Genomic DNA, 13,649 nt, shown 5'->3' with positions numbered 1-13,649 from the left:
TCCCCGGGTGCCCTCGCCGGCCCGGTCGCATGCGCATGAAGGGCGATCGCGTTGGAAGCGTTCTGGATCAGTCTCGCTGTGATCTTCGTGGCCGAGCTCGGCGACAAGAGCCAGCTCATGGCGATGACGTTCGCCACCCGGTTCAAGCCGTGGCCGGTCCTGGCCGGAATCACCCTGGCCACCGCGGTGGTCCACCTCGTCAGCGTCGGCCTCGGCGGCCTGGTGGGGGACTTCCTGCCCACCACCGCCATCTCGATCGTCGCGGGCCTGGCGTTCCTCGGCTTCGCGCTCTGGACGCTGCGCGGCGACGAACTGACCGACGACGAGGCGCAGAAGGCCCGGCGCACCACCCGCTCGGCGATCATCGCGGTGACCGTGGCCTTCTTCCTCGCCGAACTCGGCGACAAGACCATGCTCGCCACCATCACCCTGGCCACCCAGCACGGCTGGTTCGGCACGTGGATCGGCTCGACGGTCGGCATGGTCGCCGCCGACGCCCTCGCCATCGTGGTCGGCCGCATGCTGGGCAAGAACCTGCCCGAGAAGGCCATCCGCTACGGCGCCGCCGCCGCCTTCGCGATCTTCGGCGTCCTCCTGCTGCTGGAGCCGGTCATCGCCTGACCCGGGCCGGGGCGAGACGGGAGTCAGTCGATCAGGGCCAGGCGGTGGGCGGCTGCGGCGGCCTCGCCGCGGGTGGAGGCGCCGAGCTTGCCCAGGATGTTCGAGACGTGGACGCTCACGGTCTTGGCCGAGATGAACAGTTCGACGGCGATGTCCCGGTTCGAACGTCCCAGGGCGACCAGCCGGAGCACCTCCTGCTCGCGCGGGGTGAGCGGCGGGGCGGCCGGGGCGTCGTCGCCCGCGACCCCCTCCCGCGGATCCTCGGCGTCCCGGGAGAGCGCCACGCCGGTCCGGCGGGCCAGGGCCTCGATCTCGGTGATCAGCGGACGGGCCCGCATGGCGACGGCGATCGGATGGGCGGTGCGCAGCCGTACGGCGACGCCTTCCCGGTCGCCCGCCTCGGCGGCGGCCCGCCCCGCGTGCAGCAACGACTTGGCCCGCATGAAGGGACGGTCCAGCCGTTCCCAGGCGAGGGCCGCCGCGTCGTGGTCGCGGGCCAGGCAGAGCCGGTAGGCCTCGGCCACCGGAGTGTCGGCCGTCATCATGGCCCCGGCCTCCTCGGTCCGGCGGCGCAGCGCCGCGGCCCGGCCGGGGGCGACGCTCTGGGCGGCGTCGCAGACCCAGGCGATCAGCACGAGGATCCGCCAGCCCAGCAGCGGCTTGCTCAGGATCCGGGTGTCGAGCTGGAGCTTCTCGGCGGCCTCCAGCGCGGCCGCCGGGTCGCCCTCCAGCAGGTGGAGGCTCAGCTTGAGCCGGGCGTTGGCGGTCAGCTCCTGGGTGAACTCCTCCTCCACGGTGAAGCCGTCCACCTCGGCCAGCACGGACCTGATGACCTCGGTCTCGCCGCGGATGGCCGCCACGTCCCCCCGGATCCGGCGCAGGTGGTGCCGGGTGCGCAGGGTCGGATCCATGGTCAGGGCCTGCTCGGCCGCCTCGGCGGCCTCGTCGAGGCGGCCCAGGCACTCCAGGGCCTCGGCCCGGTTGTTGGCGATGAAGGTGCCCTGGACGCGGTAGCGGCCGTACTTCCTGGCCAGCCGTTCTCCTTCGAGGGCGAGCTCCACCGCGCGGGCCGCGTCGCCCATGTTGTACAGCGCGTCCACGTTGTTGGCCAGGGCGCGCAGGATGACATGGCCGGAGCCGATGCGCTCGCCGATCGCCCGGGCGGTCTCGTTCAGCTCGACCGTCAGCTCCATCTGGCCGGCGACCGAGTGTCCCACGCCGAGGGTGAGCAGCAGGTCGGCCTCCAGGTCCCCCTGGCGGTGGGCGCGGGCGATCTCCAGCGCCTCCTCGGCGAGCGCCGTCCCCTCCGTCACCTCGCCCTGGAACATCAGGTAGGAGCTGAGCCTGGCCAGCACGTTGGCGCGGGCCAGGCCGGGCAGGGGGACCAGCCGTTCGGCGTGGCGCAGGTCCTCCAGCGCCCCCGGCTTGCGCTTGGAGATCTTGAACTGGGAGAGGCGCACCACCAGCTCGGCCACCCGCTCGGGATCGGCCTCCTCGTCCAGCTCGGACAGGGCGGCCTTGACGAACTTCATGCCCCGGTCGATCTCGCCGCAGGCGTGGGCCGCCTTGGAGGCCTCCTCCAGGACCGTGGTGTGGTCCACGCCGATCCGGTCGGCGGCGTCGGGCACCTTGCTCCACAGGCTGAGCACCCGCTCCAGGAGCTGCACCTTCTCGTTGTAGGCGAAGGTCTTGGCGGCCTTGAGGGCGGCGTCCCAGGCGGAGACCAGGGCCCACAGGTCGTCGCGGGCGGCGTACCAGTGGTGGGCGATCTCGATCGCGGCCCGGCCCGGCGGGACCAGCCTGCGGTTCTTCTCGATCTCCTCGGCGAAGCGGGCGTGCAGCCGTACGTGCTCGCCGGGCAGGAGCTCGTCGTGGACGGCCTCGCGGATCAGCGCGTGCCGGAAGACGTAGGCGCGGCCGTCGGCGACCTGGACCACGTTGGCCGCGATGGCGGGACGGAGCGCGTCCTCCACCTCGACGTCGGACAGGCCGCTGACGGCGGCCAGCAGGGCATGGCTGACCCGGATGCCGCCCGCGGCGGCGATGCGCAGCACGCGCTGGGTCTCGTCGGGCAGTTGCTCGACGGAACCGATGATCAGATCGTGCAGGGAGTCGGGGAAACGGCAGTCGCCGTCGCACTCCAGCAGGGCCTCGACGAACAGCGGGATGCCCTCGCTGCGCTGGTAGACCCTTCCGACCTGGGCGAACTCCGGAGTCGTGCCGAGGATGCCGGCCATCTGGGCGGCCACCTCGTCCCGGGTGAGGCGGGGGAGCTCGAACCGCAGGACCCCCTCCACCCGGCCGAGCTCGGCGAGCACCGGCCGGAGCGGGTGCTGGCGGTGCAGGTCGTCGGAGCGGTAGGTGAGGACCATCAGGACCGGCGCGGTGCGCAGGTTGCGGCTGAGGAAGGCGATGAGGTCGCGGCTGGAGCGGTCGGCCCAGTGGATGTCCTCGATCAGGAGGATGACGGGGCGGCGTTCGGCCAGCCGTTCCAGGAGGGTGAGGATCTGCTCGAAGAGCCGCGCGCGTGCGGTCTCGCTCTCCACGTCGCCGCTGGGCTCGCCGAACTCGGGCAGCAGCCGGGCCAGGTCGCGGGCCGCCCCCTCGGGCAGCAGGGCCGCCACCTCCTCGGCCCCCTGTTCGCGGACGAGCTGGCGGATCGCCGCGGTGAACGGGGCGTAGGCCAGGCCCTCGGCGGACAGCTCCACGCAGCCCCCGGCGAGTACGTGGGCGCCGTCGGCCGCGGCCCGTTCGGCGAAACAGTTGATCAGCCGTGTCTTGCCGACCCCGGCCTCCCCGCCGAGGAGCACGGCCGCGGCGGCCTTCTTGCGCGCCTGTTCGAAGGCCTCGCCCAGGCCCGCGAGCTCCGCCTCCCGCCCCACGAAGACGGGGCTCACCGCCCGACCCATCATGTCGTCCAGCATGTCATGCCTTATGTCGGGGTTTCTCCTCCTTATTCGGCGGCGCACCTATCCGGTGGCGCGCCGCCCGCCCGGTGGGCGAACCACCGGGCGGGCGTCAGGGGGGCTGAGATGCCCGGCCGGACGGGAGGAGGCGGCCGGGCTCTCGTGAGGCGGTCATGCTGCGCTGAACTTGCGCAGGAACCCCAGCGCGCGGTTGCGCTCGCCGCGGGAGCGGCTCTTGCTGGCGGCCTGCGCCTCGCGTACCCGGCGGTACCTGGCGGCGTCGGCGCGGAGCTCGGCGTGGCGGTTCATCATCATGTCGAAGTGGATGTCGGGACCCATGTCGGGTGCCTCCTTGAGTGGTGCGATTCCCTTACACACTCAAGATTCGGTCTAAGGCCCCCACCCCCACATCGGACGGATGCCCTATCTCCGGCGTCGGGACCGCCTCAGGGGTACCTAGACCGCCCGTCCCCCGCCTTAGGCCATGCCGGAGACACCGGGGTCGGCGAATGTTGACGAAAAGCTGTGGAAGGACTGGGCCACGTCCAGTTTGGAACTAATCACACCAGTCGGCATGCTGGAGTGGTGTCAACTATGACCTCTTCGCTCGCTGACGTGGCCTCGTCCAACGCCACGCTGCGAGCTTTCCTGCACGGCCTGCCCGGAGTCGACCGCGTGGGCGCCGACCAGCGGGCCGCTACGCTCGGCACCCGTTCGATCAAGACCACCGCCAAGGCGGCGGCCATCGACCTGGCCATCCGCATGGTGGACCTGACGACCCTGGAGGGCGCGGACACGCCCGGCAAGGTCCGGGCGATGTGCGCCAAGGCCGTCCACCCCGACCCGGGCGACCCGTCGGTGCCCAAGGTGGCGGCGGTCTGCGTCTATCCCGACCTGGTGGCCCAGGCGGTCGAGTCGCTCGGCGACTCCGGGGTGAAGGTGGCCAGCGTCGCCACCGCGTTCCCGAGCGGGCGCTCCTCGCTCGACGTCAAGGTCGCCGACACCGCTCTCGCGGTGGCCGCCGGAGCCGCCGAGATCGACATGGTGATCGACCGGGGCGCGTTCCTGGCGGGCGACTATCTGAAGGTCTTCGAGGAGATCACCGCGATCAAGGCGGCCTGCGGTGAGGCGCACCTCAAGGTGATCCTGGAGACCGGCGAGCTCGCGACCTACGACAACGTACGGCGCGCCTCCTGGCTGGCCATGATGGCCGGGGGCGACTTCATCAAGACCTCCACGGGCAAGGTCCAGCCCGCCGCGACCCCCTCCGTGACGCTGATCATGCTGGAGGCGGTCCGCGACTTCCTGGCGGCGACCGGCCGCAAGGTCGGCGTCAAGCCCGCCGGCGGCATCCGGACCACCAAGGACGCGATCAAGATGCTCGTCCTGGTCAACGAGACCGCGGGTGAGGACTGGCTGCACCCCGACTGGTTCCGCCTCGGCGCCTCCACCCTGCTCAACGACCTGCTGATGCAGCGCCAGAAGATGGCCACCGGCAGGTACGCGGGCTCCGACTACTTCACTCTGGACTGACGATGTTCGAATACGCACCGGCACCCGAGTCCCGCGACATCGTCGACATCAAGCCGTCCTACGGCCTGTTCATCGACGGCGAGTTCGTCGACGGCACGGGCGCCCCGTTCAAGACGATCAACCCCGCGACCGAGGAGACGCTGGCCGAGGTGGCCACCGCCTCCGGCGAGGACGTCGACCGCGCCGTCCGGGCCGCGCGCAAGGCCTTCGGCGTCTGGTCGGCGATGCCCGGCTCCGAGCGGGCCAAGTACCTGTTCCGCATCGCCCGCATCATCCAGGAGCGCTCGCGCGAGCTGGCGGTGCTGGAGACGCTGGACAACGGCAAGCCGATCCGCGAGGCCCGCGACGTGGACCTGCCGCTGGTCGCCGCGCACTTCTTCTACTACGCGGGCTGGGCCGACAAGCTCGACTACGCCGGCTACGGCCCCGGCCCGAAGCCGCTGGGCGTGGCCGGCCAGGTCATCCCGTGGAACTTCCCGCTGCTCATGCTCGCCTGGAAGATCGCTCCCGCGCTGGCCTGTGGTAACACGGTGGTGCTCAAGCCCGCCGAGACCACCCCGCTGACCGCGCTGCTGTTCGCCGAGATCTGCCGGCAGGCCGAGCTCCCGCCGGGCGTGGTGAACATCGTGACCGGTGCCGGGGAGACCGGGGCGGCCGTGGTGAACCACCCCGACGTGAACAAGGTCGCCTTCACCGGCTCCACCGAGGTCGGCCGCCTGATCGCGCGCAGCGTCGCGGGTTCCGGCAAGAAGGTCACGCTGGAGCTGGGCGGCAAGGCCGCCAACGTCGTCTTCGACGACGCCGCGATCGACCAGGCCGTCGAGGGCATCGTCAACGGCATCTTCTTCAACCAGGGCCACGTCTGCTGCGCGGGCTCCCGGCTGCTGGTGCAGGAGTCGATCGCCGAGGAACTGCTGGAGTCGCTCAAGCGCCGCCTGAGCCTGTTGCGGCTCGGCGACCCGATGGACAAGAACACCGACATCGGCGCGATCAACTCCTCGGCCCAGCTCGCCCGGGTCCGCGAGCTGTCCGACATCGGCGAGGCCGAGGGCGCCGAGCGCTGGTCGCCGGCGTGCGCGCTGCCGGAGCGGGGCTTCTGGTTCCCGCCGACGATCTTCACCGGCGTCGCCCAGTCGCACCGCATCGCCCGCGACGAGGTCTTCGGCCCCGTACTGGCCATGCTGACCTTCCGCACCCCGGCCGAGGCCGTGGAGAAGGCCAACAACACCCCCTACGGCCTGTCGGCCGGAGTGTGGACCGAGAAGGGCTCGCGCATCCTGTGGATGGCGGACCGGCTGCGGGCCGGCGTGGTGTGGGCCAACACCTTCAACAAGTTCGACCCGGCTTCGCCGTTCGGCGGTTACAAGGAGTCCGGGTACGGCCGGGAAGGCGGACGGCACGGGCTGGAGGCGTACCTCGATGTGTGAGCATCGCCGGCCCCGGCGCCGGGCCCGCCGGGCCCAGAGCACCCGGGGACACGGTTTCGCCCGGGCGGGCCGTCCAGGGCCGCGCGGCTGGTTCGCCCACCGGTGCGGGGTGAGCCGCTGCGGCCAGATCTTCGTGCCGGTACGGCTGGCACAGCAGCAGAGCACGCGGAGAGGGCGCGGAGATGAGTAAGACGGAGGCGGCCGCGCGGCTGGCCGTGCGCAAGACCTACAAGCTGTACATCGGCGGGGCGTTCCCGCGTTCGGAGAGCGGAAGGTCCTATCCCGTGACCTCCTCCAAGGGCGAGTTCCTGGCCAACGCCTCCAAGGCCTCCCGCAAGGACGCCCGCGACGCGGTCTCGGCCGCGCGCAAGGCCTTCGGCGGCTGGTCCGGGGCGACGGCCTACAACAGGGGGCAGATCCTCTACCGGATCGCGGAGATGCTGGAGGGCCGCCGGGCGCAGTTCGTGGCCGAGCTGGCCGAGGCGGGCACGAAGAAGGCCGGGGACGTCGTGGACGCGGCGATCGACCGGCTGGTCTGGTACGCCGGGTGGTCGGACAAGATCACGTCGGTGGCCGGGGCGGCCAACCCGGTCGCGGGGCCGTACTTCAACATCTCCTCGCCGGAGCCGACCGGGGTCGTCGCGGTGATCGCGCCGGACGAGCCGCTGCTCGGGCTGGTCTCGGTGATCGCCCCGGTGATCGTCACGGGCAACACCTGCGTCGTGGTCGCCAGCGAGCGGGCGCCGCTGCCGTCGATCACGCTGGCCGAGGTGCTGGCCACCTCCGACCTGCCCGGCGGCGTGGTGAACGTCCTCACCGGCTCGGTGAAGGAGATCGCCCCCTGGCTGGCCGCGCACATGGACGTCAACGCCGTCGACCTGACCGGCGTCGCCGACGAGGATCTGGCGATCACGTGTGAGCAGGCCGCGGCGGAGAACCTCAAGCGCGTCCTGCGCCCGGCCGCGGCCGACTGGTACGCCGACCCCGGCCTCAAGCGCATGACGGCCTTCCTGGAGACCAAGACCGTCTGGCACCCCACCGGCGTCTGACCCGCCGTACGGAAGGTGCGAAAGGCGCCGTACGGCAGGCGCCGTCACCCGCGTGACGGCGCCTGCCCGGCCTTCGCCTTGCGATAGCCGTCCAGGACGTCCTGGCGCAGCAGGTGGCCGAGACCGGCCCGCTCGATCCGCAGCGCCAGCCCGGCCGCGTCGGTGTCCATCTCCCGGGCGGCGGTCTCCAGATGCCAGTCGTGGGCTTCCAGGCGGGTCAGCAGGTGGCCGCGCCTGGTCTGGGCCTCCGACAGGCGGAAGGTCTTCAGATAGGCGACCGCGCCCCGGTGGTCGGTGACGACCTCCCCGATGTGGTTGTCGCGCCGGCGCTCGAACGACGGCAGGAAGCGCGACAGCGTGAACCGGCCCAGGCGGCGGACCCTCCGGAAGGCGTGGGCGCCCTCCAGCAGGCCCGCGGCCATGACGGAGGCGTGGAAGCCGTCCCACTCGGTGTGGGCGCGGGCGACCGCGGCGCGCAGGCCGGCGACCGTGGACGGCGAGCCGAGCCGGGCGGTGAAGTCGGGGACCGGGTAGGAGTGCATGGCGCTGTGGTAGATCAGCTCGCCGTACATGTCACGCACGAGCGAGGGGTGCAGCGCGCGGTAGTCGTCGGGGTGCGGCACCACGGTGGCCCCGGCCAGGACGTCCCCGGCGTAGACCACCAGACCGCACTGGCCCTCGTGGATCTCGAAGACGCGCAGCGCGTCGTCCAGACCGCGCACCTCGGCGCCGCTGTAGGCCGCCTCCTCGCGGGGCGACAGCCCGTCCCTGACCGCCTGCCTGGACCACTCCCGCCAGGCGATCGGCGGACCGCCGAAGTGCAGGGCGAGGAACCCCTCCATGGCCAGGTGCAGCGGCAGGAAGCGGACCCTGCCGGGCTCGGCCCGGCGGACCATCCTGCGGGTGAGGTGCAGGTCCATGCGGTCGATCAGCTCGCCCAGCTGGGTGCCGTAGGCCGCCGCGGCGGTGCCGTCATCGGTCCAGGAGGCGACCATGGCGTGCGGGATGTAGGAGGTGTAGACGGTCTTGTCCGGCAGCGCGACCGCGGTGATCTCCCGGTCGTAGACGTGCGGGTGCAGCCGCAGGTCGGTGATCGGCTCGGACCGGACCAGCGGCACGAGCCTGATCGCGCCCCAGCACTGCGCGGGACGGGCCCGCAGCCCGGTCAGGTCGATCACCGCTCGGCCGTCCGCTCTCCGAGATAGCCGAGCAGCGAGGCGTAACCGGCGCGGCCGGTGGCGAAGCGGGCCAGCTCCACCAGCGCCGGAAGGCTCTCCGCGTCCCGGATGCCCGCGGTGGGCGTCTCCGGCGACAGGCGGCGCACGTCGAAGCCGCCGGCGTCGTAGACCGGGTTCAGGTGCACGACGCCGGCGGAGGGGTCGATGCGCTCCCGCCAGACCCGCAGCACCTCCGCGGCCAGGCCGGGCGGCGCGTTGTCCCAGCCGTCGGAGACGACGACCAGCAGGTCGGGCCGCGTCTCCAGGGCGTCGAGCAGCCGTTCGCCCAGCGGCGTCGCGCCGGCCGGCCGTACCAGCAGCGGATCGCCGCGGTGCGACAGCCACATCGCCCGGTACTGCCCGGCCAGCTCCCGCAGCAGGTAGTGGCAGCCCAGCGCGACCGCGAGCGGGCGGCGGCGCTTGTGGCCCGAGCCGTAGGAGGAGAAGCTGTCGTCCAGCACGGCCGTCACCCGCCCCCACGAGCCAGCGCGCCCGCCCGCGGCGCGCACGGCCGAGGCGCGCAGCGCGGCGTGCAGCTCGGCGCGGCGGCTCACGCGCTCCTCGTGCGGCAGCGCCAGCGCGTAGGAGGCCAGCCGGACCAGCGGCATCGCGGCCAGGTCCGGGGCGCTGCCGGAGCGCAACCGCTCAAGCCGGGTCATCCGGGGCGCGATGGCCGCGAGGAACCGCTCACGCGGGATCCGGTGCCGCGCGGCGAAACCCTCGGCGACCGTGTAGGGCAGCTCGTAGACGGCCCTGGTCTCGTGGTGCGCGCGGCGCCAGGCGTCGAGGAGGGGTGCGTCGAGGCGGGCACGGCGGCGCGGGGCGAACAGGAAGTCGCCCAGCTCGCCGGGGAGGCGCAGGTGGGCGTGCCGTACGGCCTCCTTCAGCGCGCGGCGGTACTTGACGGCGTCGAAGGCCAGGTCCGGGCGCTCGCCGAGCCACTCCCCGATGACGGCGCGGGTCCTGCGGTTGTTGACGCCCGCCCGGCGCAGCTCGGTGAACAGGGCGTAGACGCGCTGCGGCGCCATCGTCCGCAGGCGCCGGGCGATGAGGCGGCCCTCCCGCTCGGTCGCTCCGTCGGCCAGCAGGTTGCGGGCGATCAGCGCGGCGTTGTGGTCGTTGATCTCCAGCGCCAGGGCCGCGGAGTAGACCTCCCGGTAGTTGCCCATGATGTAGCGGTGCAGGAAGTCCAGTGAGAGCCGCTGCTCGCCCGCGGTGGAGCGGAACTCCCGCTGCCCGGTGGAGGTGATCGCGGCGTTGACGAACAGCAGCACGTCCTCGCAGGCGATCACGTCGTTCACGGGAGCCCCTCCGATGTCGGGGTCGGGGTCCTTCAGGTGGGGGGTTGGCCGGGGAATGATGGGGCGAACGGCGAAAGAGTCGCTTCACAGGCGGTTTCCGGAAGTCGCACCGGAGTCCCGCGGCCAACGCTCGGAACGGTATCACCGGCCATGGCCTGATCTGCACTGATTATCTCGGGGGTCAGGCGGGCGGGGCGTGGCGGGGCCAGGGGCGGGCGGCCTCAAGCTGGGCGGCCAGGATCAGCAGCTGGGCCTCGCCGCCGGGCGCGGCCACCAGCTGCACGCCGATGGGCACGCCGCTGGGGTGCCGGCCGTACGGGACGGTCAGCGCGGGCCAGCCGGCCATGTTCCAGGCCGCGGTGGCGGGGGCGTAGGTCAGGTTGGCGCGGGCGTTCCTGAGCAGGCCGCGGCGGCCCCAGCGTTCCGCGGGCGGCGGGACCATGGCCAGTGTCGGGGTGACGAGCACGTCGGCGTTGCCGAACCACTGGTCGGCCCCGTTGGCCCGCCAGCGGTCACGGCCCCGCGAGCCGTCCAGCCCGAACGCGCCCAGCACCCGGCCGGTGCGGGCCAGGGCCTTGGTCCGTCGTTCCAGCAGGTGCCGGTCGAGCCCGCGGGCGTCCTCCTCGGCGACGGCGAACCACGTGGCGACGGCGGCGGAACCGAGCCAGACGGGCATCCGCTCGCCGTGCCCGACCATTGTGTGCCCGGCCTCGCCGAGCACGCCGGCGGCGTCGGTCACCGCCTCCTGGAACCGCTCGTCCACCGTGAACCCCGGCGGCAGCGGGCACGGCGCGACGGCCACGCGCAGCCGCAGCGGCTCGGAGGTGGTCAGCCCGCCCGGGTAGTCGTCGATCTCGTCGTCCACCTGGAGCGTCTCGATCTTCCCCGGCGTGGCCAGGGACATGTCACCGGACATCACGGCCAGGGCCAGGGCGAGGTCGGTCACCGTCGTCGCGATCGGCCCGTTCTCCGACATCCCGTGCCAGCCGGGCTCGGGCGGCGGGACCACTCCCAGGCCGGGCTTGATCGAGACGACCCCGCAGCAGGCGGCGGGGATGCGCAGCGAGCCCAGCCCGTCGGCGCCGTGGGCCAGCGGGACCATCCCGGCCGCCACGGCCGCGGCGCTGCCGCCCGACGACCCGCCGGCGGTGCGCTCCGGGTCCCACGGGTTGCGCACCACGCCGTACACGCTGTCGGAGAACCCGGCCAGGCACAGCTCGGGCACGTTGGTGATCCCGACGACCACCGCGCCGGCCGCGCGGAGCCTGGCCACCACGGGATGGTCCTCGGCCGCGGGGGTGCCGGGCGTGGCGGCCGAGCCGACGCGGAGAGCCTCCCCCCGGACCGGGACGTTGTCCTTGACCGCCACCGGCACCCCGGCCAGCGGCAGCTCCGCCAGATCCTCCCGCTCCTGTACGACCTGCGCCTCGGCGAGGGCCCGCTCGGCCAGGACCTTGCGGAACGCCCCGATGCGCCCGTCACGCTCGGCGATCGCGCCGAGGTGCTCCTCGACGACCGCCGGAGCGGTGACCTTGCCCCGTCGCACGGCCTCCGCGATATCCGCTGCGGACTTTCCCACCCACGACATGCACCGAGTGTGGGCCTGCGGATATCGCGGAGGGAAGTGCGCTACGTCTCAATCGGATGACGTGTCCTTGCGGGAGACGCGGCCGGACTCCTTCAACGCCAGGCGCAGCGCGTACTCGATCTGGGCGTTGACACTCCGCAGGTCGTCGGCCGCCCACTTGGCGATCGCGTCGTAGACGGCCGGGTCGAGCCTGAGCAGGAGCTTCTTGCGTTCAGGCATGGTCAGGAGTAGAGACTGCCGGCGTTGACCACCGGCTGCGTCGCCCGGTCGCCGCACAGGACGACCAGGAGGTTGGAGACCATCTGCGCCTTACGCTCCTCATCGAGATCCACGACACCTTCCTCAGCCAGTCTGGTCAGCGCGAGCTGGACCATGCCCACGGCGCCGGAGACGATGTGCGTGCGGGCCGCGACGACCTGGGCGGCCTGCTGGCGGACCAGCATGGCCTGTGCGATCTCCGGAGCATAGGCCAGATGGGTGATCCGCGCCTCCAGCACCTCGACTCCGGCGAGTTCGGTGCGCTCGCGCAGCTCGGTGGTGAGCTCCCCGGCGATCTCGGCGCCGTCGCGCAGGCTGGTGCGGCTCTCCTCGTGGGAGTCGTAGGGGTGGCTGGTGGCCAGGTGCCGCACGGCCGCCTCCGACTGGATCGCGACGTACTCCTCGTAGTCGTCGACGGAGAACGCGGCCTTGGCGGTGTCGGTGACCTTGTAGACGACCACCGCGGCGATCTCCACCGGGCTGCCGCTCGCGTCGTTCACCTTGAGCTTGGCGGTCTCGAAGTTGCGGACCCGCAGGCTGACGCGCTGCTTGGTGGTGAACGGCATGACCCACTGGAAGCCAGCCCGGCTCACCGTGCCGATGTAGCGGCCGAGGAACTGCACGACCTTGGCCTCGTTGGGGTTGACGATCGTGAACCCGGTGGAGACGAGCACCGCGACGCCGAACCAGATCACCGCGGCGACGGCCGCTCCTTCCGCGCCCGCGGCGGCCGATCCGGCCACCGCGACGGCCCCGCCCAGGACGAGGAGGACGATCAGGACCGCGAATCCGCTGACCCGGAAGGCGTGTCGTTCCATGAATCCCACCTTTGCTATCGAAGTGATATCACCACGATAGCTAATGCGGCGCCGCCGCGCGCACGCCGGACGACGGCGGACCGGGGAGGGAGGTCCCCGCGGCACGGGCCTGCGGCCTGCCGTACGGCCTGTGGCCTGGGGCTTTCAAGTGAAACGCAAGTGAATGCCCTGATACTGGACACCATGTGGTTCCTCAACAGCACGGCACGCCGGCTCCGCCTCAACCCCGCTCTGCTCACCCACCGGCCCCCGGAGCCGGCCCGGCTGGAAAGCCTGCTCCGCCAGTACGACCCCGGCCTCAAGGTCTCGGACGGCTGGTTCGTCGCGAACGGCACCCGGGTGTGCTGGGTGGAGGTCACCGAGGGCGTGGCGGCCAAGGCGGGCATCCCGGCCGACCGGCGAGGGGCCGTCATCGCCAGCAACGGCAACAAGCACGCGGCCCGCTTCGTGCTCAACGCCCTGGCCAGCCGGATCGGCGGGGCGCTGTACCCGCCGGAGATCCAGGACGACTACGTCGACGTCCAGGTGAACCTGGGCCCCAAGCGCGGGGTGCTCGACTGCGAGGAGGTGGCCGGCCTGGTGCGCGCCGTCCTCGGCGAGCGGACCGTCCGCCACGACCACGAGCTGGGCATGTGCTCCTTCGAGGGCGGGCCGGGCAGCGTCGTCAAGGCCTCCTACAGCTGGCCGACCTCCGACCTGATGGACCCCGAGGACCACGTGATCGACCTGGAGCTCGACGCCAAGGACCTGGCCGGCCACCCGGGCCTGGAACTGCTCTACCGCACCGCGGTGTCCCTGGCCACCGCCCTCAACGCCACGGTCACCTCCTACGACATGCCCGTCACCCGGCTGGAGGACATCATCCCCACCCAGGACCGCCTCTCCGCCTGATCTCTTCCGCTCGTGCCGGTTCCGGGGGATAAGGTGCGCC

Annotated in this window: 12 protein-coding genes; 5 read left to right on the top strand and 7 right to left on the bottom strand. The window is 72.3% G+C overall.

Annotation, left to right across the window (positions count from 1 at the left end):
- The first annotated feature begins 51 nt into the window (after positions 1 to 51).
- On the top strand, positions 52 to 621 hold the full coding sequence (locus Pta02_RS25030; protein ID WP_203877367.1) for a TMEM165/GDT1 family protein: 570 nt from the start codon (positions 52 to 54) through the stop codon (positions 619 to 621).
- A gap of 23 nt (positions 622 to 644) precedes the next feature.
- Here Pta02_RS25030 and Pta02_RS25025 read toward each other — a convergent pair whose 3' ends face one another.
- Entirely contained in the window at positions 645 to 3,545 is a 2,901-nt protein-coding gene (locus Pta02_RS25025) for a helix-turn-helix transcriptional regulator (protein ID WP_203877366.1), read from the bottom strand.
- A 153-nt stretch (positions 3,546 to 3,698) separates the two neighbouring features.
- A complete protein-coding gene (locus Pta02_RS25020; protein WP_203877365.1) occupies positions 3,699 to 3,866 on the bottom strand; it encodes a hypothetical protein in 168 nt (55 codons plus the stop codon).
- A gap of 255 nt (positions 3,867 to 4,121) precedes the next feature.
- On the opposite strand from Pta02_RS25020, the gene deoC reads away from it, so the two are divergent.
- The 3 genes from deoC (at position 4,122) to Pta02_RS25005 (ending at position 7,536) form a co-directional block, all read left to right on the top strand.
- Entirely contained in the window at positions 4,122 to 5,060 is a 939-nt protein-coding gene (gene deoC / locus Pta02_RS25015; protein WP_203877364.1) for a deoxyribose-phosphate aldolase, read from the top strand.
- 2 nt (positions 5,061 to 5,062) lie between these two features.
- Positions 5,063 to 6,487, top strand: coding sequence for an aldehyde dehydrogenase family protein (locus Pta02_RS25010; protein WP_203877363.1), 1,425 nt, complete (start codon positions 5,063 to 5,065; stop codon positions 6,485 to 6,487).
- 182 nt (positions 6,488 to 6,669) lie between these two features.
- The gene (locus Pta02_RS25005) at positions 6,670 to 7,536 is read left to right on the top strand and encodes an aldehyde dehydrogenase family protein (protein WP_203877362.1); all 867 of its coding nucleotides are present in this window, start codon (positions 6,670 to 6,672) and stop codon (positions 7,534 to 7,536) included.
- Positions 7,537 to 7,580: 44 nt separating this feature from the next.
- Here Pta02_RS25005 and Pta02_RS25000 read toward each other — a convergent pair whose 3' ends face one another.
- From Pta02_RS25000 to Pta02_RS24980, 5 genes are all read right to left on the bottom strand, one after another.
- Entirely contained in the window at positions 7,581 to 8,714 is a 1,134-nt protein-coding gene (locus tag Pta02_RS25000; RefSeq protein WP_203877361.1) for an ARPP-2 domain-containing protein, read from the bottom strand.
- Positions 8,711 to 10,054 (bottom strand): hypothetical protein, encoded by a 1,344-nt coding sequence (locus Pta02_RS24995; protein ID WP_203877360.1) that lies wholly within the window; start codon positions 10,052 to 10,054, stop codon positions 8,711 to 8,713. Before Pta02_RS24995 ends, Pta02_RS25000 begins: the two co-directional genes overlap by 4 nt.
- A gap of 181 nt (positions 10,055 to 10,235) precedes the next feature.
- Positions 10,236 to 11,642: an amidase gene (locus tag Pta02_RS24990; protein WP_203877359.1), complete on the bottom strand. Its 1,407-nt coding sequence runs from the start codon at positions 11,640 to 11,642 to the stop codon at positions 10,236 to 10,238.
- Positions 11,643 to 11,690: 48 nt separating this feature from the next.
- The gene (locus Pta02_RS24985) at positions 11,691 to 11,861 is read right to left on the bottom strand and encodes a type II toxin-antitoxin system antitoxin (RefSeq protein WP_203877358.1); all 171 of its coding nucleotides are present in this window, start codon (positions 11,859 to 11,861) and stop codon (positions 11,691 to 11,693) included.
- Positions 11,862 to 11,863: 2 nt separating this feature from the next.
- The gene (locus tag Pta02_RS24980) at positions 11,864 to 12,718 is read right to left on the bottom strand and encodes an SPFH domain-containing protein (RefSeq protein WP_203877357.1); all 855 of its coding nucleotides are present in this window, start codon (positions 12,716 to 12,718) and stop codon (positions 11,864 to 11,866) included.
- A 159-nt stretch (positions 12,719 to 12,877) separates the two neighbouring features.
- Between Pta02_RS24980 and Pta02_RS24975 the strand changes: the two genes are divergently transcribed.
- Positions 12,878 to 13,609 carry a hypothetical protein gene (locus tag Pta02_RS24975; protein WP_203877356.1) on the top strand — a complete coding sequence of 244 codons (732 nt, stop codon included), beginning with the start codon at positions 12,878 to 12,880 and terminating at the stop codon, positions 13,607 to 13,609.
- The last annotated feature ends 40 nt before the right edge of the window (positions 13,610 to 13,649 follow it).

Origin of the sequence: Paraplanobispora takensis (genome assembly GCF_016863195.1) — a bacterium.
Lineage (GTDB): Bacteria > Actinomycetota > Actinomycetes > Streptosporangiales > Streptosporangiaceae > Planobispora > Planobispora takensis.
Note: the sequence above shows the minus strand (reverse complement) of the source record. Positions and strands in the feature narration are given on the sequence as shown.

Coding starts and splice junctions, on each gene's coding strand:
- Pta02_RS24985 (WP_203877358.1), bottom strand. CDS start 11,861: ATGCCTGAACGCAAGAAGCTCCTGCTCAGGCTCGACCCGGCCGTCTAC.
- Pta02_RS25010 (WP_203877363.1), top strand. CDS start 5,063: ATGTTCGAATACGCACCGGCACCCGAGTCCCGCGACATCGTCGACATC.
- deoC (WP_203877364.1), top strand. CDS start 4,122: ATGACCTCTTCGCTCGCTGACGTGGCCTCGTCCAACGCCACGCTGCGA.
- Pta02_RS24990 (WP_203877359.1), bottom strand. CDS start 11,642: ATGTCGTGGGTGGGAAAGTCCGCAGCGGATATCGCGGAGGCCGTGCGA.
- Pta02_RS24980 (WP_203877357.1), bottom strand. CDS start 12,718: ATGGAACGACACGCCTTCCGGGTCAGCGGATTCGCGGTCCTGATCGTC.
- Pta02_RS25020 (WP_203877365.1), bottom strand. CDS start 3,866: ATGGGTCCCGACATCCACTTCGACATGATGATGAACCGCCACGCCGAG.
- Pta02_RS25005 (WP_203877362.1), top strand. CDS start 6,670: ATGAGTAAGACGGAGGCGGCCGCGCGGCTGGCCGTGCGCAAGACCTAC.
- Pta02_RS25025 (WP_203877366.1), bottom strand. CDS start 3,545: ATGCTGGACGACATGATGGGTCGGGCGGTGAGCCCCGTCTTCGTGGGG.